Annotated in this window: 22 protein-coding genes; 11 read left to right on the forward strand and 11 right to left on the reverse strand. The window is 63.0% G+C overall.

Features of this window, described 5'->3' with window-relative positions; all coding sequences use genetic code 11:
• Positions 1-164 precede the first annotated feature (164 nt).
• Both E0473_RS09875 and E0473_RS09880 read right to left on the reverse strand, forming a co-directional pair.
• Entirely contained in the window at positions 165-572 is a 408-nt protein-coding gene (locus E0473_RS09875) for a cupin domain-containing protein (protein ID WP_137680676.1), read from the reverse strand.
• Positions 569-2,377: an aminopeptidase P family protein gene (locus E0473_RS09880; protein WP_137680677.1), complete on the reverse strand. Its 1,809-nt coding sequence runs from the start codon at positions 2,375-2,377 to the stop codon at positions 569-571. Before E0473_RS09880 ends, E0473_RS09875 begins: the two co-directional genes overlap by 4 nt.
• A gap of 235 nt (positions 2,378-2,612) precedes the next feature.
• On the opposite strand from E0473_RS09880, the gene cysD reads away from it, so the two are divergent.
• From cysD to E0473_RS09900, 4 genes are read left to right on the forward strand one after another with little or no spacing between them, the layout of a single operon-like run.
• Positions 2,613-3,551, forward strand: coding sequence for a sulfate adenylyltransferase subunit CysD (gene cysD, locus E0473_RS09885; protein ID WP_421721784.1), 939 nt, complete (start codon positions 2,613-2,615; stop codon positions 3,549-3,551).
• Positions 3,551-5,461 (forward strand): sulfate adenylyltransferase subunit CysN, encoded by a 1,911-nt coding sequence (gene cysN, locus E0473_RS09890; protein ID WP_137680679.1) that lies wholly within the window; start codon positions 3,551-3,553, stop codon positions 5,459-5,461. The genes cysD and cysN overlap by 1 nt, the downstream gene beginning before the upstream one ends.
• A gap of 3 nt (positions 5,462-5,464) precedes the next feature.
• Positions 5,465-6,331, forward strand: coding sequence for an exosortase/archaeosortase family protein (locus E0473_RS09895; RefSeq protein ID WP_137680680.1), 867 nt, complete (start codon positions 5,465-5,467; stop codon positions 6,329-6,331).
• A complete protein-coding gene (locus tag E0473_RS09900; RefSeq protein WP_137680681.1) occupies positions 6,324-6,983 on the forward strand; it encodes an exosortase C-terminal domain/associated protein EpsI in 660 nt (219 codons plus the stop codon). Before E0473_RS09895 ends, E0473_RS09900 begins: the two co-directional genes overlap by 8 nt.
• On the opposite strand, the gene E0473_RS09905 is transcribed toward E0473_RS09900, so the two are convergent.
• Complete coding sequence (locus E0473_RS09905; protein ID WP_137680682.1) at positions 6,980-7,222, reverse strand: XrtV sorting system accessory protein; 243 nt, start codon at positions 7,220-7,222, stop codon at positions 6,980-6,982. The two genes, E0473_RS09900 and E0473_RS09905, sit on opposite strands and share 4 nt — an antisense overlap.
• A 63-nt stretch (positions 7,223-7,285) precedes the next feature.
• On the opposite strand from E0473_RS09905, the gene E0473_RS09910 reads away from it, so the two are divergent.
• The 3 genes from E0473_RS09910 to E0473_RS09920 all read left to right on the forward strand — a co-directional run bounded on the left by E0473_RS09910 (position 7,286) and on the right by E0473_RS09920 (position 9,518).
• Entirely contained in the window at positions 7,286-7,990 is a 705-nt protein-coding gene (locus E0473_RS09910) for a hypothetical protein (RefSeq protein ID WP_137680683.1), read from the forward strand.
• 109 nt (positions 7,991-8,099) lie between these two features.
• Positions 8,100-8,903: a hypothetical protein gene (locus tag E0473_RS09915; RefSeq protein WP_137680684.1), complete on the forward strand. Its 804-nt coding sequence runs from the start codon at positions 8,100-8,102 to the stop codon at positions 8,901-8,903.
• Between the two features lie 102 nt (positions 8,904-9,005).
• The gene (locus tag E0473_RS09920; protein ID WP_137680685.1) at positions 9,006-9,518 is read left to right on the forward strand and encodes a retropepsin-like aspartic protease family protein; all 513 of its coding nucleotides are present in this window, start codon (positions 9,006-9,008) and stop codon (positions 9,516-9,518) included.
• Positions 9,519-9,565: 47 nt separating this feature from the next.
• On the opposite strand, the gene E0473_RS15465 is transcribed toward E0473_RS09920, so the two are convergent.
• The 6 genes from E0473_RS15465 to E0473_RS09950 form a co-directional block, all read right to left on the reverse strand.
• Complete coding sequence (locus tag E0473_RS15465; RefSeq protein ID WP_137680686.1) at positions 9,566-10,273, reverse strand: hypothetical protein; 708 nt, start codon at positions 10,271-10,273, stop codon at positions 9,566-9,568.
• Positions 10,274-10,357: 84 nt separating this feature from the next.
• Positions 10,358-11,044, reverse strand: a complete 687-nt coding sequence (locus E0473_RS09930) for a sugar transferase (protein ID WP_241657437.1) — start codon at positions 11,042-11,044, stop codon at positions 10,358-10,360.
• 139 nt (positions 11,045-11,183) lie between these two features.
• Positions 11,184-11,372 carry a hypothetical protein gene (locus E0473_RS09935; protein WP_137680687.1) on the reverse strand — a complete coding sequence of 63 codons (189 nt, stop codon included), beginning with the start codon at positions 11,370-11,372 and terminating at the stop codon, positions 11,184-11,186.
• An 82-nt stretch (positions 11,373-11,454) separates the two neighbouring features.
• A complete protein-coding gene (locus E0473_RS09940) occupies positions 11,455-12,765 on the reverse strand; it encodes an outer membrane beta-barrel protein (RefSeq protein WP_137680688.1) in 1,311 nt (436 codons plus the stop codon).
• A gap of 29 nt (positions 12,766-12,794) precedes the next feature.
• Complete coding sequence (locus tag E0473_RS09945; RefSeq protein ID WP_137680689.1) at positions 12,795-14,951, reverse strand: GumC family protein; 2,157 nt, start codon at positions 14,949-14,951, stop codon at positions 12,795-12,797.
• A 440-nt stretch (positions 14,952-15,391) separates the two neighbouring features.
• A complete protein-coding gene (locus E0473_RS09950) occupies positions 15,392-16,234 on the reverse strand; it encodes a glycosyltransferase family protein (RefSeq protein WP_137680690.1) in 843 nt (280 codons plus the stop codon).
• A gap of 290 nt (positions 16,235-16,524) precedes the next feature.
• On the opposite strand from E0473_RS09950, the gene E0473_RS15405 reads away from it, so the two are divergent.
• Both E0473_RS15405 and E0473_RS09955 read left to right on the forward strand, forming a co-directional pair.
• Positions 16,525-17,280: a glycosyltransferase family A protein gene (locus E0473_RS15405; RefSeq protein ID WP_161981565.1), complete on the forward strand. Its 756-nt coding sequence runs from the start codon at positions 16,525-16,527 to the stop codon at positions 17,278-17,280.
• Positions 17,277-18,494, forward strand: coding sequence for a glycosyltransferase family 2 protein (locus tag E0473_RS09955; RefSeq protein WP_161981566.1), 1,218 nt, complete (start codon positions 17,277-17,279; stop codon positions 18,492-18,494). Before E0473_RS15405 ends, E0473_RS09955 begins: the two co-directional genes overlap by 4 nt.
• On the opposite strand, the gene E0473_RS09960 is transcribed toward E0473_RS09955, so the two are convergent.
• Both E0473_RS09960 and E0473_RS09965 read right to left on the reverse strand, forming a co-directional pair.
• Positions 18,491-19,927 (reverse strand): GMC oxidoreductase, encoded by a 1,437-nt coding sequence (locus tag E0473_RS09960; RefSeq protein WP_137680692.1) that lies wholly within the window; start codon positions 19,925-19,927, stop codon positions 18,491-18,493. The genes E0473_RS09955 and E0473_RS09960 overlap by 4 nt on opposite strands.
• A 47-nt stretch (positions 19,928-19,974) precedes the next feature.
• The gene (locus tag E0473_RS09965) at positions 19,975-20,952 is read right to left on the reverse strand and encodes a glycosyltransferase family 2 protein (protein WP_137680693.1); all 978 of its coding nucleotides are present in this window, start codon (positions 20,950-20,952) and stop codon (positions 19,975-19,977) included.
• A gap of 118 nt (positions 20,953-21,070) precedes the next feature.
• Here E0473_RS09965 and E0473_RS09970 point away from each other — a divergent pair, with 118 nt between their 5' ends.
• Entirely contained in the window at positions 21,071-22,198 is a 1,128-nt protein-coding gene (locus tag E0473_RS09970; protein ID WP_137680694.1) for a glycosyltransferase family protein, read from the forward strand.
• A complete protein-coding gene (locus E0473_RS09975) occupies positions 22,195-23,199 on the forward strand; it encodes a glycosyltransferase family 2 protein (RefSeq protein WP_137680695.1) in 1,005 nt (334 codons plus the stop codon). Before E0473_RS09970 ends, E0473_RS09975 begins: the two co-directional genes overlap by 4 nt.
• Positions 23,200-23,299: the final 100 nt, after the last annotated feature.

Here is a 23,299-nt window from a genome sequence, read left to right on the forward strand (position 1 = left end):
GATGGGATGGGAGGATGGAGGCTGCGGCTTGTTGTCCTTGTCCTTGACCTAGGCCTTGTATGTCGCAGGTTTATGCCTGCGAAGGCCAATTTTGTCGTCATTTGTCGCGGTGCGAGCTGCCGGTTCATGCAGCGGCCAGCATTTTCGCCCGCTGGTGCGGTCCCTCAGCGCGGGCGGTGCTCGGTGCCGATGCCAGCGGTGATGAACAGCGCGCGCACCGGCTCACGCACGTCGGCTGTGTGCCAGACGCCCGCGGGATTGATCGCATAGTCGCCCGCGTTCAGCTCGGTACGCGCCACGGTGCCCTCGGCCAGTTCCTGCACCAACAGCATCCGGCCTTCGAGGCACAGCACCAGTTCGTCGCCGGCCGGGTGCATTTCCCACGCGGTCCAGTCCTCGGTGAAGGCATGGGCCGCAACCAGCCGCCCCTTCGCACCGTCGGCCTTGCTGCGGCGGGCGTAGTCCTCGTACCACTGCATGGCTTCGGCGCCTTGCGGGAATTCCGGCTGCACCAGCGCGCTGCTGTGTGCATCGAGATGGACCGGATGCGCTTCGAGACGGTGGGCGGTCATAGCGGCCGGCAGGCGTCGATCAGCCAATCGCGCGCTTCGCCTTCGAGTTGCGGGGCGATCACTTCCTGCACGCGGGCGTGATAATCGTTCCACCAGCCGATCTCGCGCTCGCTCAGCAAAGCGGGTTCCACCATGGACCGGTCAAGTGGAGCGAAGGTCAGCGTTTCGAAGCCGAGCCATTCGCCTTCGTCGGCGTCTGCGATTGTGCGCGGGCCGACCAGCACCAGATTCTCGATCCGGATGCCGTATTCGCCGGCCTTGTAATATCCCGGCTCGTTCGAGAGGATCATCCCCGCGACCAGCTCCTGCTCGCTACCGGCCTGCCCGCCCTTGGCCTTGGAAATTCGCTGCGGCCCTTCGTGGACCGCCAGGAACGCGCCGACGCCGTGGCCCGTGCCGTGGGCGTAGTCGAGCCCGGCCGACCACAGGAACTGCCGCGCGAGGCTGTCGAGCTGGCCGCCGGTGGTGCCAGCGGGGAAGGTCTGGGTATCGAGCGCGATGTGACCCTTGAGCACTCGGGTAAAGCGCTCGCGCACCTCCTGCGGCGGTTCGCCGGGGCCGATCCACACGGTGCGGGTAATATCGGTGGTGCCATCGGGATATTGGCCGCCCGAATCGACCAGATAGACGCTGCCCGGTTCGAGGCGGCGGTTGGTTTCCTCGCTGACCCGGTAGTGGGCGAGCGCTGCGTTTGGCCCGGAGGCCGAGATGGTGTCGAACGAGAGATCGCGCAGGTCGCCGCATTCCTTGCGGAAGGCCAGCAGGCGGGCGGCGGCCGAAAGCTCGTCGATCGTACCCCGCGGCCCCTCGACAGTGAGCCAGTGAAGGAAGCGGGCCACGGCCACCCCGTCACGCGCTTGGGCGGCGCGGTGTCCGGCCTGCTCGGCTTCGTTCTTGATCGCCTTGGGCAAAACGGCAGGATCCTGCGCCGCCACGACCTCGGCCCCGGCGCTGTCGAGCGCATCGAAGATCGCCGCGACCGAGCGCTGCGGATCGGTGGCGACCTTTTTGCCCGCCAGCTCACCTAGCGCCTCGGCAAACTCCTCGCGTGGGCGCAGGCGCACTGCATTGCCGAGCGCCGCGCCCACTTCTGGCGGGACCTTGTCGGGGGCGATGAACCAGTCGGCAGTGCCATCGGCGAACAGCGTCAGGTACGACAGGGCGACCGGCGTATGCTCGACATCGCGCCCACGCACGTTGAGCACCCAGGCGATGGAATCGAGCGCGCTGATAACAACCGCGTCGTGGCCTTCGCTTTTCAGCCACTCGGCGATCTCCGCGCGCTTGCTGGCGCTTGACCGGCCCGCCAGCTCTTCATCCTGCACGAACACCGGCGCCGGTGAGGGCTCGGGCTGGTCGTCCCACACGGCGTCGATCGGGTTGCTTTCCACCGGCACGGCGGTCGCACCCTTTTTCGCCAGCGCTGCCTCCAGCGCGCGAACGAAGCTGCGCGTGTGCAGCCAGCCATCGTAGCCGACCTTCGCGCCAGCCTCGCTATTGTCGGCTACCCATTTTGCGAGCGAATCGGCGGGCACCGACTTGTATTCGTAAAGCTTCGCCTCGACCTGATCGCGCACCTGAATGGTGTAGCGCCCATCGACGAAGATCGCGGCCTTGTCGGCCAAAACCGCGACGCTGCCGACCGAGCCGCCGAAACCCGTGAGCCACTGCAAGCGCTGGGCATAGGCGCCGACATATTCGGACAGGTATTCGTCGCTGATCGGCAGGACAAAGCCGTCGAGCCCGCGGTTAGCCAGTTCGCGGCGCAAGGCGGCAAGGCGGTTTTCGTGCAGGGGCATCAGCATGGCGTGTCTCTCGTTGGGCAAAGTCAGGGTTTGCCGGGGCAAAAGCAAACTAGGTTTGCCTCCCGGCGGCTTTTCTCTAGGCACCCATCTGGGCCTTGTCTGCGGCGAGGGCAAGTTCGCCTTCCGGCAGAGTGGCCCGAAACGGCGCAAGGGTGACGCATGCATTGCCAGCGATGCGGCAAACCCGGCAGAGACGTTCTATTCGCGCGACTGCCAAGGAAATTCCCTTGCGATTGTGCAGTGCAACAATACAAGGCCTCGCATGACCAGTCTGACCCATCTCGAACGGCTCGAAGCGGAGAGCATCCATATCATGCGCGAGGTTGCCGCCGAGGCGGACAAACCTGTGATGCTCTATTCCATCGGCAAGGATTCAGCGGTGATGCTGCATCTTGCCAAGAAGGCCTTCTATCCCTCGCCTCCGCCGTTCCCCTTGCTCCATGTCGATACGACCTGGAAGTTCAAGGCCATGTACGAGCTGCGCGAGAAAGCGGCGCAAGAGGCCGGGATGGAACTGCTGGTCTATCAAAACCCTGAAGCGCAGCAGCGCGGGATCAACCCGTTTCAGCACGGCCCGCTCCACACCGACATGTGGAAGACAGAAGGGCTCAAGCAGGCGCTCGACAAATATGGCTTCGATGTTGCTTTCGGCGGTGCGCGCCGCGACGAGGAGAAGAGCCGCGCGAAAGAGCGTGTGATGAGCTTCCGCACCTCCACCCATGGCTGGGACCCGAAGAACCAGCGGCCCGAACTGTGGAACCTCTACAATGCCCGCAAGAAGAAGGGCGAGGGTATCCGCTGCTTCCCGATCTCGAACTGGACCGAGCTGGATATCTGGCAGTACATCATGAAGGAGCAGATCGAGATCGTTCCGCTCTACTTTGCGGAAGAGCGGCCCACTTACGAATACGAAGGTGGCCTGTTCATGGCCGACGATCTCGAACGCCTCGAAGAGGCGATGGGCACATTGCCCGAGATCACGATGCGCTCGATTCGGTTCCGCACGCTCGGCTGTTTCCCGCTGACCGGCGCGGTGGAGAGCACGGCCAATACGCTGGCCGACGTGGTACAGGAAACGCTGCTAACCACTACCAGCGAACGGCAGGGCCGCGTGATCGACAAGGACGGCGGTGACGCCTCGATGGAGAAGAAGAAGCAGGAGGGCTATTTCTGATGTCGGACGCCATTTACAAGACCGACGCCCTCATTGCCGAGGACATCGACGCCTATCTCGAACAGCATCAGCACAAGACCATGCTGCGCTTCATCACCTGCGGCAGCGTGGATGATGGCAAGTCGACGCTGATTGGCCGGCTGCTTTACGATTCGAAGATGATCTTCGAGGATCAGCTCGACGCGCTGACCAACGATTCAAAGAAAGTGGGCACGCAAGGCGGCGAGATCGACTTCGCGCTGCTGGTCGATGGCCTCGCTGCCGAGCGCGAGCAGGGCATCACCATCGACGTCGCCTATCGCTTCTTCAACACCGAGAAGCGCAAGTTCATCGTCGCCGATTGCCCCGGCCACGAACAGTACACCCGCAACATGGTCACCGGCGCATCCACCGCCGACCTGGCCGTGGTGATGATCGACGCGCGCAAGGGCGTGCTCGTGCAGACACGGCGTCATTCGTACATCTGCAACCTGATCGGCATCAAGAACATCGTCCTCGCGGTGAACAAGATGGACCTGGTCGATTATTCGCAGGAAGTGTTCGACAAGATCGTGGCGGACTATGCGAAGTTCGCCGAGGAAATCGGCATCGAAAGCTTCACCGCGATGCCGATCTCGGGCTTCAAGGGCGACAACATCACCGTCGCCCCCAGCGAGAACACGCCCTGGTACGAAGGCCCGAGCCTGATCGAGCATCTCGAAACGGTCGAAGTGCTGAGCGCGCAGGATGCGGAAAAGCCGTTCCGTATGCCGGTGCAATGGGTCAACCGCCCCAATCTCGACTTCCGCGGTTTCTCGGGCCAGATCGCCACCGGCGCGGTGAAGCCGGGCGATGCGGTGCGCGTGCTGCCCTCGGGCAAGACCAGCCATGTCCGCTCGATCGTGACTTACAACGGCGACGTCGACGAAGCGGTGGCGGGCCAGTCGGTCACGCTGACGCTGACTGACGAGATCGACTGTTCGCGCGGCAATGTGATCGCTGTCGCCGACAACCCGCCTGAAGTGGCCGACCAGTTCGAGGCCACCGTGGTGTGGATGGACGACGAGGCACTGCTGCCGGGCCGTGGTTATTGGCTGAAGCTCGGCTCGCAGACGGTCTCGGCCGCGGTTGCCGAGCCGAAGTACGAGGTCAACGTCAATACGATGGAGCACCTCGCGGCCAAGACGCTGGCGCTCAATTCGATTGGCGTGGCCGAGGTCACCACCGACAAGCCGCTGGTGTTCGAATCCTATGCCGACAGCCGGCAGCTCGGCGGCTTCATCCTCATCGACAAGGTAACCAACGCCACCGTCGCCGCCGGGATGCTGCACTTCTCGCTGCGCCGCAGCCAGAACGTTCACTGGCAGGCGGTCGACATCACCCGCGAGGAGCACGCCAAGCTCAAGAACCAGGCGCCCAAGGTGCTGTGGTTCACCGGTCTTTCCGGCTCGGGCAAGTCGACCATTGCCAACGAGGTGGAGAAACGCCTCAACCTGATGAACCGACACACGTTCCTGCTCGACGGCGACAACATTCGCCACGGCCTGAACAAGGATCTGGGCTTCACCGATGCCGACCGGGTGGAAAATATTCGCCGCGTGGGCGAGGTCGCCAAGTTGATGACCGATGCTGGTTTGATCGTGCTCACCGCCTTTATCTCGCCGTTCCGTGCCGAGCGGCAGATGGTGCGCGACCTGTTGCCCGAAGGCGAGTTCCTCGAGGTGTTCGTCGATACCCCGCTCGAAGTGGCGGAACAGCGCGACGTGAAGGGTCTCTATAAGAAGGCGCGGGAAGGCAAGCTGAAGAACTTCACCGGTATCGACAGCCCCTATGAAGCGCCCGAGAACGCCGAGATCCGCGTGAATACGGTGGAGATGAGCCCGCAGGAAGCGGCGGCCTACATTATCGACCGGATCATGCCGCTCAAATAGGCGATGGAGGCGATCCGCGCCCTGCCTCGCTGGAACAATGCCGCTTGGTTCGTGCCTCTGGGCATGGCGGCCTATTGCCTTCCGGCGCTGGTGGCGCTGTCGCAGCGAGACTGGAACACCGAGGCGGGATCGCTCACCCCGCTGATCCTGCTGCTTGGGCTGTGGACCACCGCGCAGACGCTCGAGCAGCACGAGGCGCTCATCGCGACGGGGCCTCTTCTCCCGGCGCTGGCCGCGTTGGTCGTGGTTTCGCTCGGATATGTGTTCGCGAGCGCCATCGGCTTTGTGCTGCTGATGGCTGTCTGCGCCTGGGCGGGCTGCGTGCTGGCGCTTTGGGTCTGGCGCGGCGGGGCCATCGTTTGGGCCTGCCGCTTCCCGCTGATCTTTCTCGGCCTGGCGGTGCCGCTGCCCTATTCGCTGTCGACCATCATGACCGAGCGGCTGCGCGCGGAAATGGCTGCCTCAGCGGTGTGGCTGGCGGACGTGCTGGGGCTCGACGTTGCCTATGACCGGACCAGCATCTTCGTAAACCAGTTCAGGCTCGCGCTGGAAGCGGCCTGCGCGGGGACCAGTTCCACCATCACGCTGGTCGCCTTCGTGCTGCTGTTCACCTACTGGTATCGCGGGCGCGACTGGCGGCGCACCGTGCTGTGCGTGGCGCTCGCGGTGCCGATTGCCTGGGGCGCGAACATCCTGCGCGTGGTCGTGCTGATCCTTGCGGTCGACAGGTTCGGTGCGCCGGTGCTCGACACCGTGGTTCACCCGGTTGCGGGGCTGCTCAGCTTCTCGATTGCGCTCGGGCTGTTCCTTGCTGCCGACCGGGCCTTGCGCGAGGGCCTGCGCCTGATCGACAGAGCGCGCCATGCCTGACCGGCGTACCGTGATATTGGGCGGATGCCTTGGCCTGTTCGGCGCGGCGGCGGGGGCCGTGAGGCTCAGGCCCGGCACCGACATCGGGTTCGATCCCACCAGCGTACTGCCGCAACAGGTGGATGGCTGGCGGGCGGTCGCCCCGCAGGAAGTCATCCTCCCTTCGCCCGATCTGCTCAGCGACCGGGTCTATGACGAATTGGCGATCAAGGCCTTCGTTCACCCCGAGCAGCCGCCGATCACGCTGGTGATGGCCTATGGCGCGCGGCAGGACTACACCTTCCAGCTTCACCGGCCGGAGATCTGCTACACCGCCTCGGGCTTCGATATCCTCGAGGTGCAGGAGCGCGACCTGCCGATTGCCGCGCATCCGCTGCCGGGCAATATCATGCTCGCCGAACGGGGTAGCCGCAGAGAAGCGGTGCTCTACTGGGCGCGGATAAGCGATGTCTTCGCGCAGTCTTTGTGGGGGCAGCGGCTCGCCGTTGCGCGGGGTATCGGGCACTGGCGGGTGGACGAGGGCGTGCTGCTGCGCCTCTCGATGCCTGCTGAGGATCTTGCAAGCTCGGTCCCCACGCTCGCGGCTTTTGCGCGGCGTATGGTTGAGCTTTCCGGTGCGCGCGGGCGGCAAGTCTTTTTCGGGCAGCCCTAGGCGCGCCTGAACGGGCGCAGGCGGACGACGAAATAGATTACGGTCAGCATCAGCAAGGCGATGGCGACAGCCTGATAGCCTTCGTTGCCAAGCCAGTTGCCACCCGCGCAGCCGACCGCGCACAGGACATAGTCGAAGGTATTGTCTTTCCATGGCGGCCGCTTCACCGACCGCTGGAGGTAGACGAAGGCGACAAAAACGAAGATGCCGACGGACACGAAATCGTAAATCGTCTTCATGGGGGCAGAATGCGGCCGGATCGAACCATTTGCAAGCTGACGAAATATGGGCTGGCGGCGCCGTTGCTGGTGCTGGTGGTCGCTTGCGGTCCACCCGAGGTCGACGGGCAAGTGCTCGCGAACGTCGATGGTGAGGCGATCACGCAGGCCGAATTGAACCACGAGTTCGATCTCGGCAATCGCACCGATGCTGCCGAGGGCCGGGCGGCGGCGAACGATGCGCTAGAACAGCTGGTCGACCGCAAGCTGCTGGCGCAAATGGCGCTGGAGCGCGGGCTCGATCGGGATCCCGATTTCCACTTCGCCGAGCGGCGCGCGCGCGAGGAGCTGCTGGTGGATACCCTGCGGCGCAGCCTCTCTGAAAAGTTGGGCACGGTATCTGACGCGGAGATCGAGCAGTTCATGGCGAACAACGGCCATCTGCTCGGCCAGCGCCGTCTGCTCACGCTGCGCTCGCCCGACAACGATCGTACACTCGTGGTCGACACCGCACGGCTCGAACACAAGCCCGATTGGCTCGAGACCGTCGCGCCGGGACGAGACCTGATGCTTGAAGGTCGAAAATGGACTGTCCTTGCCGTGGACAGGATCAATTCTTCTCGTCAGACTCAGCGGAACTTTGCTAGACAGTTGCTCGTAAAAGAAAAGGTTGAGGCAGAACTCGAACGGAGCCTGAGGGAAATGCGGCAAGATGGCGCCATCCGGTACCAGCAGGGCTGGGGGCCGAGCGCACGCGGCAGCCTATCCATTTCCAACCAGACACCATAGAGCGCGAGCTTCCGGAGGCGATTCTATCTCACAGGGTGATACAACACAGGCGAACACCTATGTTCGCACGGGGGTCATTGGGCTGATTGGCGTCATCTGGGCGGCAATCGTGCTGACTTTTCTGTCTTGGCAGCTGGTCGAATACCGGGGCCTCGTCGCCCGGCTGATCGAATGGCAATTCGCGCGCTTCGATGCGAGCTGGCCGATTGTCACGCTCACCGTCATCACATTGCTGCTAACTTCGCCGATCACGCTGACGCTGCTTTACAGGCTGCGCAAGGCGCGTTCCAACCCGAAGCTCAAGACTTACGAAGCCGCGCTGCACCGCAGCCGGATGATGAGGGGTTTTCTCGCGTGGATCGCGGGTGGTCTGGCGCTGTGCGCGGCGGGAGTCGCCTCACTGTCGTTGACCATCGTCGGGATCCGCGAAAAGCCGCTCCCGATCACCCTTGCTGACCTCAGAACGGACGAAAAAATCGAAGGGCGCGTGGTGATGGACGGCACGCTCCAATACGGCAGGATCGGCTTTTTCGAGGACCGTCTGCTGTTTTCCGGCAAGACGCTGTGGGTTGCGCCGGTGCTCGATCCGGTCAGCGACGATGCGATTACGCTGTTTGTCGAGATAGGCGAGCGAAAGGCTGGTCCACCCGAAAGGCGGCGTTTCGAAGGTGTGCTGCGGCATGATGCCGCGCGCGGAGAGCTGCGTACGCTCTATCGCAACGCTGGCTATCGTGTTCACCAGCCGACCTATGTGCTGTTCGCCGATCTCGCCTCGGCACGCTCACCTTACTTAAGGGCTGGCATCGACCTGTTGGTCGCCGCACTTATCTTCCTGATTTTCTGCGGCTTGCAGCACCGCCGCACGATAGCGTTGCAAAAGCGGCACGATGCCGAGCAAGCGAGCGAGAGTTAGGCCGTTCTGGCTGATGAAGTGGCGTCTCGCCGTCGGTCGTGATGATCTGCGACGGGAGGGCGAAGATACGTTTTGTTAACGATTTTGGCTTAGGTCGTAGCCATGACAAATGCGCTCGCCCCGCTGTCAATCCTCTTGTCGTTCGCCATGGGCCTTGTGGCGTTTGACGACCCATCGAGCGGCGTTTTATTCGGAAATAAGGTTAACGCGGGGTTTGCGGGCACGCATGACAGCCGCGATTCGCCCGCGCTAGGCCATCCGATCACCATCGCATCCAAGCCTCCGGGAGCTCGCTTCTTCTTCCTCGCTGCCGAGGTAAATGGTGTGGAGACCCGGTTCCTGGTCGATACGGGCGCGACAACGACGGTGCTGCGCAGCTCGGATGCCGGGGCCGCAGCTGTTGTCGCTGGTGCTGTGACCCGGCTGCACACGGCCAACGGTAAAGTTGCAGTCGGTCAGGCCTCGATCGATCGCCTGACAATTTCGGGCATAGTCTTGTCAGATGTGCAGGCGGTGGTTGCCGATGATCGTGTGCCGCATTCGCTCATCGGTCTGGATGTTCTCGAACGGATGGGCCGGATCGTCATCGATGGCTCGTCAATAAAGGTGTTTTAACCGCCGGAAGTTCGTTCTTTTGGTAATTAAATCACTCTAGACGGTGCTCAAAAGGCCGCCACGGGCGCGCGATCCTCATGGCCGCGCCGGATCGCCGATCCCAGCGTGAACACAGCGATGATCATCATCAGCCAGCTTGCAGGCTCCGGCACGGCAGGAACCACCGGATCAGGCGTACCGCCACCGCTGCTGCTACCACCGCTAGTGCTGCTGGTACCGCCACTCGTGCTGCCCCCGCCGCCACTGCTGCTGCCGCCACTGCTGCCGCCATCACCTGCGGGCACAAAGCCGATCGGAGTGGGGGCAAAGCCTCCATCGCCGAAAGCGGGAAGGCCTAACGGGCTGCCGCCGGTTGCCGGGCCGGACGCCAGCGCGGGGCCAGGCCCCTCTGCGAGGGATGCAGGCACTGGTGTGCCCGCAGGAGCGATTGCGCCACCCGGAGCCGCCGACGGCGCTCCTGCAAAGCCGGGATCGCGCGGACCGATTGCACGGCGGAAACCGGCCGGCCGTTCACCGCCGCCATAAGGGCCATTGGCGAGTCGGCTACCAAATCCGCCAGTTACATATTCGGGCATCAATGCCAGATCGTCTGCAAGAAGTGCGCTCGGCTCGTCGTAATAGAGCAGGCCGCGCTTGTCGTGCGACAGAAAAGAGGAGGCGAAAACCACCACGCCAAGCGAGGAAAGCAGCCAGAAGTGGAACTTCGGCTGCCGCGCGACGAACGCGGAGAGTGACTGCGTGGTGGATGTCGCCATTGTTGCCCCCAATTCGCCGGCTTGGTTACCGGCTTTTTAACTATAAAGACCGTTGGAATAACGTCGGTTACCCCAGGTCGTTCCTCAATACGAGCCTCTGGAATTAAGCACAATGGGAACTGTCAGGGCCAGAATGCGTAGGTTGTCGCCAACCCGACCTTTGCGGACATAGATCACGTCGAAAGCGATGCGGCGGCGATAATGGACGTCGTTACGCCCGCTGATCTGCCACAGGCCTGTTATACCAGGGCGGACCGCGCAATAATGCCCGAAATAGCGACCGTAGCGTACGATCTCCGCTTCCACGATCGGGCGCGGGCCCACCAGGCTCATCTCGCCGCGCAGCACATTGAAAAGCTGTGGTAGCTCGTCGAGGCTGCTTTTGCGCAGGAATCGACCGAACGGATAGATTCGCGGATCGTTGCGCAGCTTCTGGTCGCGGTCCCATTCGAGCCGCGCCTCGGTATCGGTGGCGAGCAAATTTTTCAGCCGTTCATCGGCGTCGGTCGCCATCGTGCGAAACTTGAAGCAGGTGAACTTTTCCCCGCGGCGCCCGATTCGCTTCTGTCGGAACAGCACGGGGCCGGGCGAGGATATGAATATCACCAGCGCGATAAGCATCAGCAGCGGCAGAATTGCGATCAGCAGAAAGAACGACCCAACGCGGTCGAGAAGCTGCGCCGCGAGAGGATCGTCAACGATCATGGCGCTGCGGCCGAGCAGCCGAGGCGGCTCGTAGGGCGCCAGAATGGTCTTGCGCTCAATGATCAAGGGTCGCTCCATGGTGCGGTGCATCATGGGTAGAGACGTACCCTAAAAAAGCCAAGGACTTAAGCTCGCGTTACACCGCACCTAGGGGGTGTTTCATCGCGGGACGTGGCGTTAGTGCGCCATTAACCACTGCAATTAGTCATAAAATCAGGCAAATGCCCGCAATGACCAGCGCCCAGCTGAAAGCCGCTCCCGCGAGCACAAGCGTCAGCTTGCCGCGGTGAGTCCAGCCTTTGTCATCCCGACGGCGCCCGACAAAAGGGAGCGCGATCATTGCCGAACGCGATGATGAGAACAGGGATGACGTCGAGCCCATTACGACAAGCATGAAAGCACCTCTTTACCCAAGATCGGGCCTCGCAAGGCCCCAGAGGCTAGTTTTAGCTCTCTGTTATTGGATAATGGCCACTTCAGAAGTTGAAACGCAAGCCAATTCCCACTTCATTCTGGGCAAAGTCGTAAAATCCGGTGCGTTCATAGTGTTCGGCCCGAAGATTGATCTCCCAGTGCCGGTCCAGCCGATAGTTGGCTTCGGCGCCCACGCTCCACTGGTCACCATCGTTGTCCGAATCGAGACGATCGAGCCTTGCATAGGCGCCGCGACCGGTCAGAATGAGGTTTCGCAGCAGCTCGTGTTCGATCTGCACTCTGCCCTCGGTCCGGACCAGACCTGAAACGAGCGGGTTAATCGTCTCGTCTACCCGGCGTTGCCCGCTGAATTCGATCGAGGTTAGCGGCGTTACGTTCCACAGCAAGTCGGCCTGAAAGGCGAGGCCGTCGGTATCGTCGAGTGCAGGATCGTCGTATTCGCGCAGAAGATAACCTGCGCGCAGGTCGAGGTACAGCAGTTCGGTAATCTGCTGGCGATAGCCAAGCTCCAGCCGCCCCCCGCGCGAAGAGCGGTCGAACTGATAGAGCGGCTGCCCGCCGGAGGTGGTCGGCGCTGGATCGTAGGAGCGGTCGTCAACCGTAAGCTGCAGATAGACCTCGCGATCGCGTGAGCGGGCATATCGGATACGGCTCGTGGCCCGGTAAACTTCGAAATTGCGGAATGACAGATCGAACTGTTCGGAACCGATGGTCGTCAAACCATCGTATCGCACAGCGCGTGCGGCGCCGTTGAGGCTGACCCGGACCGGGCCAAGCGCCTGGTCGACCCCGGCTTCGGCGCTCATGTCGGTGAAGGCGATCGGCTGCAGCACGCTGTTGAAGCTACCCACATCGCGGCGGTCTTCGGTGCTGCGATTCACGCGCACGGCGCCGCTATACTGGGTGGCGGTTCCGAGGCCCCACATGCCCCGCGCGGAGAAGCGCAGTTGCTCCGAATCTTCCGTGTCGATGCTGGCGAACTTGCGGATGCCAGCCGACAGATCGATGTCGACGACCCGGTCGGAACGTTGATCTCTGAGGCGCAGGCGCGGGGTCAGGGTGAAGATCACGTCGTCTTGGCGCCCGTTTGCCTGGGTGATCAGCGCATTGTCGGTATATTCGGTGGTGAGTTCAACCGAGGGGAAGGCATCGAACGGGCCGATGTGGACGGGACTGGAGGCATATTCATCGGCGCTCCGCTGGGACACGGACCGCCCTTGAACATCGTCCTGCGCATGGGCCGCATCCGGCAGGGCGGACATGCTTACTGCACCGACAACCATAAGCTGACACACGATTCTCGTGTGGTCGTTAAGGCGAATCGCCAGCTTGCGCGTGATGCCATCTCTCATCGTCAAAAATCCCCCGGACCGCACCTGGCCTAGTTGGTGTAATAGCCTCTGAACTTCTTCGCATAGGCATAAACGTCGCCGTCACCGGTGCTTGCATACTTCTTGATGTTGACCTGGCTCAGCGCGAGCCCGGTCACCTTTGCGCCCGAATCGATCAGCATATCGACCACCGCCTCAATGGCGCGGATCGAAGTCTTGCGCCAATGGGTGATGACCAGAACGCGATCGGCGGTGCTTGCCAGCAGACGGCTTTCCGCCACGCCGAGAACCGGCGCCGTATCGATGATGACTACGTCGTAGATTGCGCGCAATTCGGCGAGCATCTTCTCGACCGTGTGATCGCGTAGCGGATTCTGGCCGCCTTCCGGAACGCCGTTGCTACCCAGAATATCGAGGCCGGACATGACATCGCGATAGATGCACTGCTCGATCGGAGCGTCGTGCAGCAGGTAGTCGTAAATGTCCTGGTCGCTTTCGTATTCCAGCAGCGCGCTAGAGCCCCGGCGGCGTAGGTCGGCGTCCACTAGGATGGTCTTGAGCCCTTCGGCCGCGGCAGTGCGGCCCAAGCAGACCGACGTGGTCGTCTTGCCTTCGCCGGGAAGGGCCGAGGTGATCGCAATCGCGCGCGACCGCTTGCCCGGTGACAGCATCAGGAAGGTGCGAATCGAACGGAATGCCTCGGCAAACAGCGAATGCGGATGGCTCAGCACATAATCCTGCGGCGCTTCGAGCGGCTGGCGTCCCTTGATCGTGGACTTGAGGCTGGGAATGGCGCCAGCATAGCGAAGCCGCAAACGCCGCTCCACATCGCGCTTGGTCTGCACCCCGCGCCGCAGATATTCGGAGACCAGCAGCCCCCCAAATCCCACGACAAGGCCCATGACAATGGCCAGAGCAATCGTCAGCGCATAATTTGGGCTGAAGGGAGAGCTGGGCACTTCCGCGCGTGTGGCAAAGCGCGCATCGGGCATCGCGCTGTCACGCAAGGCCGTGCCCTCCTGCGCTCGCGCGAGGAACGACTGGTAAATCGACCGTGCCGCTTCCGCCTTTTGCGCAAGTTCGTTCATGCCCGCTTGAGCGCGGCTGTTCGACGTCATGGCGCCGATCGCCGTCTGCCGGCTCGCGGTCAACGAGGCGACGCGCGATTGCGCGGTCTGCACATCGGCCTGCAGGTTCGACAGGACCCGGTTGATCTCTTCCTGAATACGGCGGCGAATATCGGCCAGTTCGGATTCGGTCTGACGCCGCTCGGGATACAGTTCGCCATAGCGTTGGGTGAGCACGGCCAGTTCAGCGCTGGCGCGTGCTTCCTGCTGCCGGAGGCTGGCGACCGTGCTCGAACCCAGCGCGGCCCCCACGTCGGCACCGCCGCTGCCGCGTGCGAGTTGCTGCCTCGCTGCATTGAGGCGCCCCTGCTTCTCGGCCAGGTCGGCCCGGGCCGAAGCGAGTTGGGTGTTGAGGTTGGAGACCTCCTGTTCGGCATTGGTCCCGCCGTTCGCGGTCACCAGCCCGCGAGAGGCCCGATAGTTGTCGAGCGCGGCTTGCGCGGACAGGGCGTTGCGCTCCAGCTCGGCGAGCCGCTCCTCGATGAAGGCCTGCATGCTTTCCGAGCGTTGTGACTTGTTATCGACCTGCGACTGCAGGTAGGCTTCGCCGATCAGGTTGGCGGTGGCGGCGGCAAATTGCGGATCGGGCCCCACTGCGGTGATGTCGATTATCTTGCTTGATCCCGACCGCATGATCCGTGTGGTGCCCCCCATCCGGTTTGCGATCAATTCGATTTCCGCTTCGGTGAAGGGGTCGCCATCGGGCGAAGCAAACCGTTCGGAATAGAGGTGCGCGGCAATTTCTGCGACGAACGGCGAGGACATGAGCCTGATCTCGGTGTCGATCTCGTCGGTGTTGGGGACGGTGCCCGCCCGGTCGGGTTCCGATGTTCGGACCGGGTCGCTCGCCGGCTCGACGATCAGGCTCGCACTGGCGGAATATACCGGCGTCGCCGTAGCAAGATAGGCCGCGGCCAGCAGCAGGACGAGGAAAAACAGGCCAAAGACCAGCAGCATGTTGCGCCGAAAAACCTGCCACAGAAACCCGGGGTCGGGCAGCAACGGCGCCCGCGCTTCCTCCGAGGTGGGCTGGAACGGTTCATCCGCGGTATCGAAAGATCTATTGTCGAGTGTTGTCATGGTTTTCGTTTGCCGAGGATGCCTACAGAAATCGTCTCGCCCAGAGCCGCATTCGAACAGCCTCGCAACCTCGATCACGCGGCCTTCCCGAGTTGGCACGGTAAATTTTCCGCGTATCTAGCCGTCCTTGTTGCCTTGGTCGATAGGAAGTGCCCACCAGAAAACGGGTTTAGCAAGTCTGAACGCCCGCGCAATTCAGTCTTTCGCAAATGCGACAAATACCCGCATCATATGCCAATTGTGCAGGAAGCAGGAGCACAAGTCGGTCCGCGGGTGCCGAATGAAACCACCGCTCCGGTGCTAACGGCACCACGATGCTGTCGAGCCACAACGCCTGATGCAAGCAAGCGCGGGAAACGGTGCCCCCGGCCGCGGAATGCACGGCGCATAGTCGATCATCTCTGCAGTCGCTTTCGCAGCTGGCTCAAGCGCAGCTCATTCTAGCGGAGTTTGCGCGCGACCTTCGCCGCCAGCTTGCGGGCCGCATACCTAGCGCGGATCGCGGCGCGGCGTGATGCGGGCAAGCGCTTGCCGCGCGCCAGTTCCTTCACCGCTATGCGATAGGCCGGATGGTCGATCCATTCGCCGCAGAAGTGTACAATTGCCGGCTCTACCAGCGCGCCCTCTTTTACGAACCGGCATTCGCCGCCGAGGACGTCGAGGTGAATCGGCCCGGTCGAGTTGAGCGGGGTCCGCATCAGGCGTCCATGGTCGTTGTAGAGGTCCGTGACGCCAAGCTTCGCCATGGCGAGGCCGAACAGGGTTTCTTCCCCCGGGCCGGCAGAGTCGAAGTCGAGAATGCCCAGCTCGGTTTGCCGCGCGCGCATTTCCTCGGCCGTGGTGAACACAGCCTCTGCCTCGGCGCTCTTGCGGAAGAAATAGACGCCGCCATTGAATTTGGGGAAGCACTCGCCGCCGACCAATTGCACGGCCTTGCCTACGTCTTCGAGCCAGAGATCGCTGTCTCCGGCGCGCAGGTAGGTGTTGACCACGGGCGAAAACGTATGTTGCCTGATCTGCTCGATCTCCGGCGAGCAGTCGCGCGTGAGCAGGCAGTCGGAGTCGATGAACAGGGTCTCTTCGAACGGAGAGTACTTGTAGATCAACGTCTTGAGCACGGTCCCGGCGAGTTTGTAATCGTCCATCACGATCTGGCTATCGAATGGCGCGCAGGGCTCCTTGCGGTCGGTCACCAGAACGATCGGCTGGTCGGGCATATGATGCTTGACCGACCGCGCGAGCGACACGGCCTGATCGATATATTTCTGCCGGCCGTAAGCCATGGTGATGAAGCCGACTTTTGATTGCGTTGGCGCTGTCAACTGGCCATTCCCCATAATGTGCCGAACCAGAACGTGCAGCTTACGGCTGCGCGCATAACAAACAGTGCTGGGATAAGCGACAATTGCGATGAAGACGAGGGCGAAAGAAACGAGCCATGCGCGGCGTCTACAGGCTTAAGCAGATATATCGCCACCTTCGCGCCCGGTATCTGCGTGGCCGCGCGCGGCGCAGGGTCGCGCGCTTTCCGCGAGTGAAGGCGGCGCGCGCGCATAGTTTGCCCGCGCCCCTGGTGGTTACGGTCACCTCTTATCCGCCCCGCTTCGCCGCGCTGGGCAATACACTTCGCAGTCTGCTCGATCAGGAAGTGCGCGCGGACCGCGTTGAGCTGTGGATTGCCGAGCATGACCTCGATCAGCTTTCGCGCGATATCCGCGATCTCGAAGGTTACGGTCTGGCGATCAGGCCATGCCGCGATCTGCGTTCTTACAAAAAGCTGATACCCGCGCTGGAGCAGGAGCCCGGCAATTTCTACGTCACGGCTGACGATGACGTCTATTACCCTCCCGAATGGTTGGGGCATCTGGTCGCCGCGGCGCAAAGGCATCCGGATGAGGTGATCGCCGCGCGGGCGCATCTGGCGTTCATGCGCAAAGACAGGAAGCTTGCTCCCTATGCCGAATGGGAGCTTGCAACCGCGCGCGAAAGTGTCGGTGAAGAGCTGGGCTTTCTGTTCCCCACCGGCGTGGGAGGGGTTCTCTATCCGCCCGGGTGCTTCGATCCGAAGGTGTTCGACGAGGCCACGTTCATGGAGCTGTGCCCGCGCGGAGACGACATCTGGTTCTTCTGGATGGCGCGGCGGGCGGGCACCCGGCATCGCCGCATCCCAGAATGGTTCGACGTGGTGGAATGGCCGCAAACGCAGGAGGTCGCCTTGTACAACGACAATCTTCTGTCCGATGGGAACGACCGCCAGATCGCAGCGATGGAGCGCCGCTTCGGGCCGGTTCCCGATCTGGACGGCAAGCGCAGGACCTTTGCCAAGTGACCCGCATCAGCTTCATCATGCCGACGTTCAACCGCGGCCATTTCATCGCAGAATCGATCCGCTCGATCACCTCGCAGATGGACATCGACGACGAATTGCTGGTGGTCGATGATGGATCGACCGACGATACCCCGCAGGTGTTGCAGTCGCTGGACGAGCCTTTCGATCATATCCGGCAGGAGAACGCGGGAAAGTCTGTCGCGCTTAACCGTGGCATGGCCCGCACCTCGGGCCGCTACGTGTGGATCTGCGACGACGATGACATCCTTTATCCAGGCGCGGTGGAGCGGCTGTTCACGCGCTTGGAGGGCAGTCAGGCCGGCTTCGTATTCGGCCGCTATACCCGCTTTCGCGAGGTCGAGGGGCAACGCGAAGAGTTCGGCACCGGCTACTGGCCCGATCTTTCGCAAGGCTCACTGGCGCGCCATATCCTTGAAGACTCGTTCGTCATGCACAACGCCTCGCTCGTGCGGCGCAGCGCCTACGAGCAGGTCGGCCCCTTTGACGAGACCATGCTGCGTTCGCTCGACTACGAAATGTTCGTGCGCTTGGCGGCGCAGGTTCCGTGCGCCTTTGAGGACGCGATGATCTTCGGCCAGCGCAAGCACGAAGGTGCACGCGGACCGAGCAAGGTGCTGCATGCGGCTGGCGAATCCGACAGTGTGTGGAAGGAGTTCGACCGGCGCATCTTCGTGAAGCTTCGCGAGGCCGCCGGCCTTTCGCTGTTCGAGGCGATGTACCGCGCCGACGATTCGCAGGCTCTGCGCCGTGCAGCCCTGCTGCAGCGCGCCTGCATTATGGCCCGGCACGATCTGTGGGACGAGGCGCTCGACGATTTCGAGCATGCGGCGCAGGCCAGCGCGCGGCCGCTATCTGCGTGCGAGCGCGCTATCTGTCGCCGCAGCGTGAGCGGCAAGCACGGCTTTGGCGGAGTGCTCGAACAGCCCCATCTGGCGCGGTTCACAGCGCTCTATCGCAGCGCCGGTGCAGGCGGCGCCATTGCGCGCGCGGTGCTTGACGGGCTGGTATGGCGCCTTCGCGCACCGGAGGCCGAGCCGCGTCGGCAGGTGCTCGCGCTGCTGTCGCAGGTCGGCGGCGTCAGCGGTCTGCCCCGGCTGTTGTTGCGGCGGGCGCTTTCCTCTCGCAGCGCGCCGGCGGGGGCGCCGCAGGTGGAAGAGCGGAGTGATATCGACCTGCCTCAGGTGCAGACCTAGCGCGCGCTGCTGACCTTCCCGAGGTGATGTGCCAGCCGATTGGCCAGCGCCATGATTGTCAGCGTCGGGTTGGCGTGTCCGCCGGTTGAAAACACCGAGCCGCCCACGACCCACAGGTTGGCCGTGCCATGCACTTTCAGGTCGCGATCGACTACGCCGGTGGCGGCACTGTCACTCATGCGCGTGCCGCCGAGCTGGTGCAGCGTGTCGCGTCGGCAGTGGGACGAAATGGCATCCGGGCTTATTTCCTGACACTCATCCAGAAGCCCCAACTCGTGCCGCTGCAGGAACCGCCCGAAAGCGCGCATGGCCTCGAATCCGGTTCGCCGGTCGACCTCGTCGATCACCCAATGGACGAGCGCGCGCGGTTGTCCGTATTTGTCTTTCTGCTCAGCGAGGCTGATAAAGCTTGAAGGCGATACGGCCTGCTCGGTATCGATTTCGACCATTACCTTGGCACGGCGAAGGTGCGGCGTTCGGCCCAGCAGCCTGCCCATGATGCTGGGCGTCCAGTCGAGCGGTGAAAGGCCGCGTTCGGGAACATAGCGCAGGATTATCGAGGCATTCCCCACTTTCTTCTCACGCGCGAACGCGGGTTCAAGCGAGAGGCCGAACTCCTGCGAATTGTGGCCCGGTTTGTGGAAAATATTGAGCATGCGCTGGAGCGGGTGGAACTGCCCGGGATCGCTGCGCACGCTGCCCGCATCGAGGCGCAGGTGCTGCATGAAGCCGCGACCGAGCCACGCGCGGACCTTGCCAAGCGCCGCCGGGTTGGCGCGATCGTGCGCCAGCAGCAACCGGCAGGTTTCCACACACCCGCTGGCAATGACGAAGCGCCGGGCCTTGATCGTGCGCATCCGGTTCGCTCGGTCGATGACCTTGAGGGCGCGAACTGCCTCTCCCTCCTGCACGACATCCACACAGTGGGCGCCGTAGATCAGGTGCTTGCCGGGCCGTGTGAATTCGCCTCTGAACTTTTTGCCGAAGCGAACCATGCCGCCAGGCTTGCGGTCGGCAAACAGCCAGGTGCAGTGGCGCAGTTCGCGATCGTGTCGCGTGGCTTCGCCGAGGGGCATGTGATTGGCAAAGCGCGGGTTTTCGGTCTCGTCTATGCCAAGCAGCCGCAGCGCTTCTGCGTAGTGGTCATCCAGATCATGCCGGGCGATCGGCCAGCCGGCCTCGGCGATCCATTCGCGATCCTCGAAGTCGTAGTCGTCGAGCGCGATACAACGGCCGGACCAGCGCAGCGATGCGCCGCCAACGCCGCGCAATCTGACCGAATCGATATCTGTCGGTTCTCCGGAGTTGATGGAATGAAATTCACGATGGTTTTTGAGATCCAGGTCCCAATGCCCGCTTTCGATCACCACGCAATCGCTGTTGAGTTTCGAAGCGAGCGTCAGCCCCGCCGGACCTGAACCAAGGATCGCCACATCGGTTTCGATGTCTGTCTCGGGCAAATCCCGTGCATCGAAGATGCTCACCGACACAGGTCTCCGAATTGGGATGAGGTGATTAAAGGGCGATGCCGTGGCACGGGAACCTGGGGGCCGGGAAAGCGATCGGCCAGCAGCGCCTTGATGGCGGAAGGGTGTGTGCCCAGTTGCCACAGCGCCTTCGGCAGCTTGCCATAGCGCCGCAGTTCGAGGATTTCGCGGTAGACGATTTTCTCCGACAGATGCTGCGCATGCCGTTCCAGTGCCGCACGCTCAGCGTGGGTCAGGTCGAAGTCGCGGCCGATGGCGAGGGAGGCGTCGCGCATCGCTCTGAGATGGGCCACCGAATGCGCCGAGCTGAGCGAATCGGCGCGCTGGAGGGCGGCGTATCCGCAATGCTCGAGCAAGGTGAAGCGCGCGCCGAGCGCCAGCATCCGGGCATAGAGCACGAAGTCTTCGCCCAGGCGGCACGTCTCGTCGAAGCGAAGGTCGTGCGCATCGAGGAAAGTCCGCTTCACCACCGGTTTGAGGAAGCCCAGCTCGGTCCGGTTGCTGCGTCGACCGCCGATGTTACGATCGACGAAGGTTTCGAAGTCGATCACGCAGGAGCGTTCGCTCTGCTGGTGCGTATCGAGCGACCTGTCCTGATTTTCCGGGTCCATGCTGAAATAGATGTTGTCGGCGCACATGTCCCAGCCATCCTGAGCGAACATGTGCGCGAAGCGTTCGGGCATGAACATGTCGTCGGCGTCCAGAACGGCGAAATAGTCCGCCTTGGAATGGTCGAGTCCGCGGTTTCTGGCCGCCGAGGGGCCTTGATTGAACGGCTGGCGGATGAGCGAGAAGCGGCTGTCATGCTGGCCCGCCTTTGCGGCCAGCTCGGCCGTATCGTCCGACGAGCAATCATCGATGACGATCACTTCGCAGACGAGCGATTGCGCCAATGAACTTGCCACAGCTCGTGAGATCGTGGGGGCCGCATTGTAGGCGGCAATGATGACCCCGACAGTCGGTACGCCCATTCTCGATTATTCCCGTCACTCACTCACGTCGCGAGTCGGTTGGCAGCAGACTCGTCGTTGTATCACTGCCTTGTAGCCGCTTGCCGCGTTGCACAAAAGGTGTCATTCCGCGTCGCCTATGGCACAGCCAGCCGCCTTGCGTATCGGTTATTTGGTCCACAACCTCAATGACGCTGCGGTCGAGCGGCGTTGTCGCATGTTTGCGCTCGGCGGGGCGAGCATGCGTGTTGCCGGGTTTTGCCGCGACGAGACCGTTTGCGATGCACTTGTGGCACGCGGGGCGATGTCGCTCGGGCAATCGCGCGATGCAGCGCTGGTGGCCCGCGCAACGGCAACATTGCAGGAAGCGATCCTTCATCAACGGCTGAAGGCCTTTTTTCGCGATTGCGACGTGATCGTGGCGCGCAACCTCGAACAGCTCGGCATTGCCCGCGCCATCGTTGGCGAGCGTCCGCTTGTCTACGAGTGCCTCGACATCCACCGCTCGCTGGTGGGGCAGGGCATGGGCTCGCGGCTGGTGCGCTCTGTGGAAGGCGCGCTGCTGCCACGGTGCGATCTGCTGATTACGTCCTCGCCTGCGTTTCTGCGCAACCACTTCGACCACCGCCCGCTCAAGGCTCCGGCGCTGCTGGTCGAGAATAAGCTGCTGCCCGATGGCGGCGAAGCGCCTCGATCGGCCGCGCGTGGGGTTCCGGCCCCGCCCTATGTCGTCAGCTGGTTCGGGATGCTCCGCTGCAAGCGGACGCTGGCTTTCCTGCAGCAGCTGGTCCGACGCGGCGAGGGCCGCATCGCGGTGTTGATCGCGGGCAAGCCCTCTCCGGCTGAGTTTCCCGACTTTGAGGGCGAGGTCGCCGCGACACCGGGGATGACCTATGTCGGTCCCTACAGCTATGCCGACCTGCCCGAGCTTTATGGCCGCTGCGATTTCGCGTGGTCGATCGACTGGTTCGAGGAGGGGCTGAACAGCAAGTGGCTGCTGCCCAACCGGCTTTACGAGGCGATTGCCTTCGGCGCGATCCCGATTGCGCTGGGCGATGTTGAGGTGGGCCACTGGCTCGAACGGCACGGCGCTAGCCTGATCGTCGCCGATGGCGAGATGGCGGCGCAGCGCCTGCTTGATCTCGAACCGGCCGAGCTGGGCGCATTGCGCGAAGGGATCGCGCGAATCGACCGCGGCGACGTGATCTGCGACGAGGCCGAATGCCGCGAACTGGTGCGCACCATCACGAGTTTGTCTGCGCGATGAGTGTGCTCGCGGTGATTCCCTGCCTTAACGAGGCCGAGCATCTAGAGGCTTTGCTCGTGCAGATGCTGCGCGACGAAACGATCACCCGCCTGGTGGTTGCCGATGGCGGCAGTGCGGACGCCAGCCCGGCCATTGTAGAGCGGCTTGCGGCGAGCGATGCGCGCCTTGTCCTGCTCAGCAATCCCGACCGTATCCAGAGCGCCGGGGTGAACCGCGCGGTCGCGCTTTATGGCGATGGTATGGACTGGCTGGTGCGGATCGACGCGCATTGCCTCTATCCCGATGGATATGTCGGCATCCTTCTCGATAGCGTGCAGGCAAACGGTGCCGACGCGGTGGTCGTGCCGATGGAGACCAAGGGCGAGCGTGGCTGGCAGAAAGCCATCGCGGCAGCGCAGAACAGCGTGCTCGGCACCGGGGGCTCGCCGCACCGGCATCTGGGCAGCGGGAGGTTTGTCGATCACGGCCACCATGCGCTGATGCGGGTGAGCGTGTTCCGCGCACTGGGCGGCTATTGCGAGGCGATGCCCTGCAACGAGGATGCCGAACTCGACGTGCGCCAGACCGCGCGCGGCTTGCGCATCTGGCTGGAGCCTGCCGGGGCGCTGACCTATTTTCCCCGACGCTCGCTGGGGGCGCTATGGCGGCAATACTGGCGCTACGGCGCGGGCCGCGCGCGCACCGTGAAGCGGCATGGTATCGCGATCAAGGCGCGTCAGCTCGCTCCGGTGGCGATTGCGTTGGCCGTGGCTGCGCTGCCGCTTGCGCTGGCGCATTGGATTTTCGCGCTCCCCGCGCTGCTGTGGGCAATTGCGTCGCTTGGGGTGGGCCTTCTCGTCGGCTTGCGCGCTGGCGGGGGTATGGCGCTGCTTTCGGGCGTGGCGGCGATGGTGATGCACGCGAGCTGGGGCGGCGGATTCCTGCGTCAGTGGCTTGCCGCGAGGTCCGACGCTCCGCGTTATGGCCTTGTTTCTGCGGGCGAAGGCGGGAAGCCGATTTAACTTCGTCGTAAAAAAGTGTCCGGTCGCGGGGCAAGTGGCCTTGGTGTCACGCAAATGCTTCATGCTTGGTTGTCAGCCCGGAAAAAATCGGCCAATTGTG

The sequence above is a fragment of the Aurantiacibacter suaedae genome (genome assembly GCF_005434915.1).
GTDB classification, from domain to species: domain Bacteria; phylum Pseudomonadota; class Alphaproteobacteria; order Sphingomonadales; family Sphingomonadaceae; genus Alteraurantiacibacter; species Alteraurantiacibacter suaedae.

Coding starts and splice junctions, on each gene's coding strand:
- E0473_RS09875 (WP_137680676.1), bottom strand. CDS start 572: ATGACCGCCCACCGTCTCGAAGCGCATCCGGTCCATCTCGATGCACAC.
- E0473_RS09880 (WP_137680677.1), bottom strand. CDS start 2,377: ATGCTGATGCCCCTGCACGAAAACCGCCTTGCCGCCTTGCGCCGCGAA.
- cysN (WP_137680679.1), top strand. CDS start 3,551: ATGTCGGACGCCATTTACAAGACCGACGCCCTCATTGCCGAGGACATC.
- E0473_RS09895 (WP_137680680.1), top strand. CDS start 5,465: ATGGAGGCGATCCGCGCCCTGCCTCGCTGGAACAATGCCGCTTGGTTC.
- E0473_RS09900 (WP_137680681.1), top strand. CDS start 6,324: ATGCCTGACCGGCGTACCGTGATATTGGGCGGATGCCTTGGCCTGTTC.
- E0473_RS09905 (WP_137680682.1), bottom strand. CDS start 7,222: ATGAAGACGATTTACGATTTCGTGTCCGTCGGCATCTTCGTTTTTGTC.
- E0473_RS09920 (WP_137680685.1), top strand. CDS start 9,006: ATGACAAATGCGCTCGCCCCGCTGTCAATCCTCTTGTCGTTCGCCATG.
- E0473_RS15465 (WP_137680686.1), bottom strand. CDS start 10,273: ATGGCGACATCCACCACGCAGTCACTCTCCGCGTTCGTCGCGCGGCAG.
- E0473_RS09935 (WP_137680687.1), bottom strand. CDS start 11,372: ATGCTTGTCGTAATGGGCTCGACGTCATCCCTGTTCTCATCATCGCGT.
- E0473_RS09940 (WP_137680688.1), bottom strand. CDS start 12,765: ATGAGAGATGGCATCACGCGCAAGCTGGCGATTCGCCTTAACGACCAC.
- E0473_RS09945 (WP_137680689.1), bottom strand. CDS start 14,951: ATGACAACACTCGACAATAGATCTTTCGATACCGCGGATGAACCGTTC.
- E0473_RS09950 (WP_137680690.1), bottom strand. CDS start 16,234: ATGGCTTACGGCCGGCAGAAATATATCGATCAGGCCGTGTCGCTCGCG.
- E0473_RS09965 (WP_137680693.1), bottom strand. CDS start 20,952: ATGGGCGTACCGACTGTCGGGGTCATCATTGCCGCCTACAATGCGGCC.
- E0473_RS09970 (WP_137680694.1), top strand. CDS start 21,071: ATGGCACAGCCAGCCGCCTTGCGTATCGGTTATTTGGTCCACAACCTC.
- E0473_RS09975 (WP_137680695.1), top strand. CDS start 22,195: ATGAGTGTGCTCGCGGTGATTCCCTGCCTTAACGAGGCCGAGCATCTA.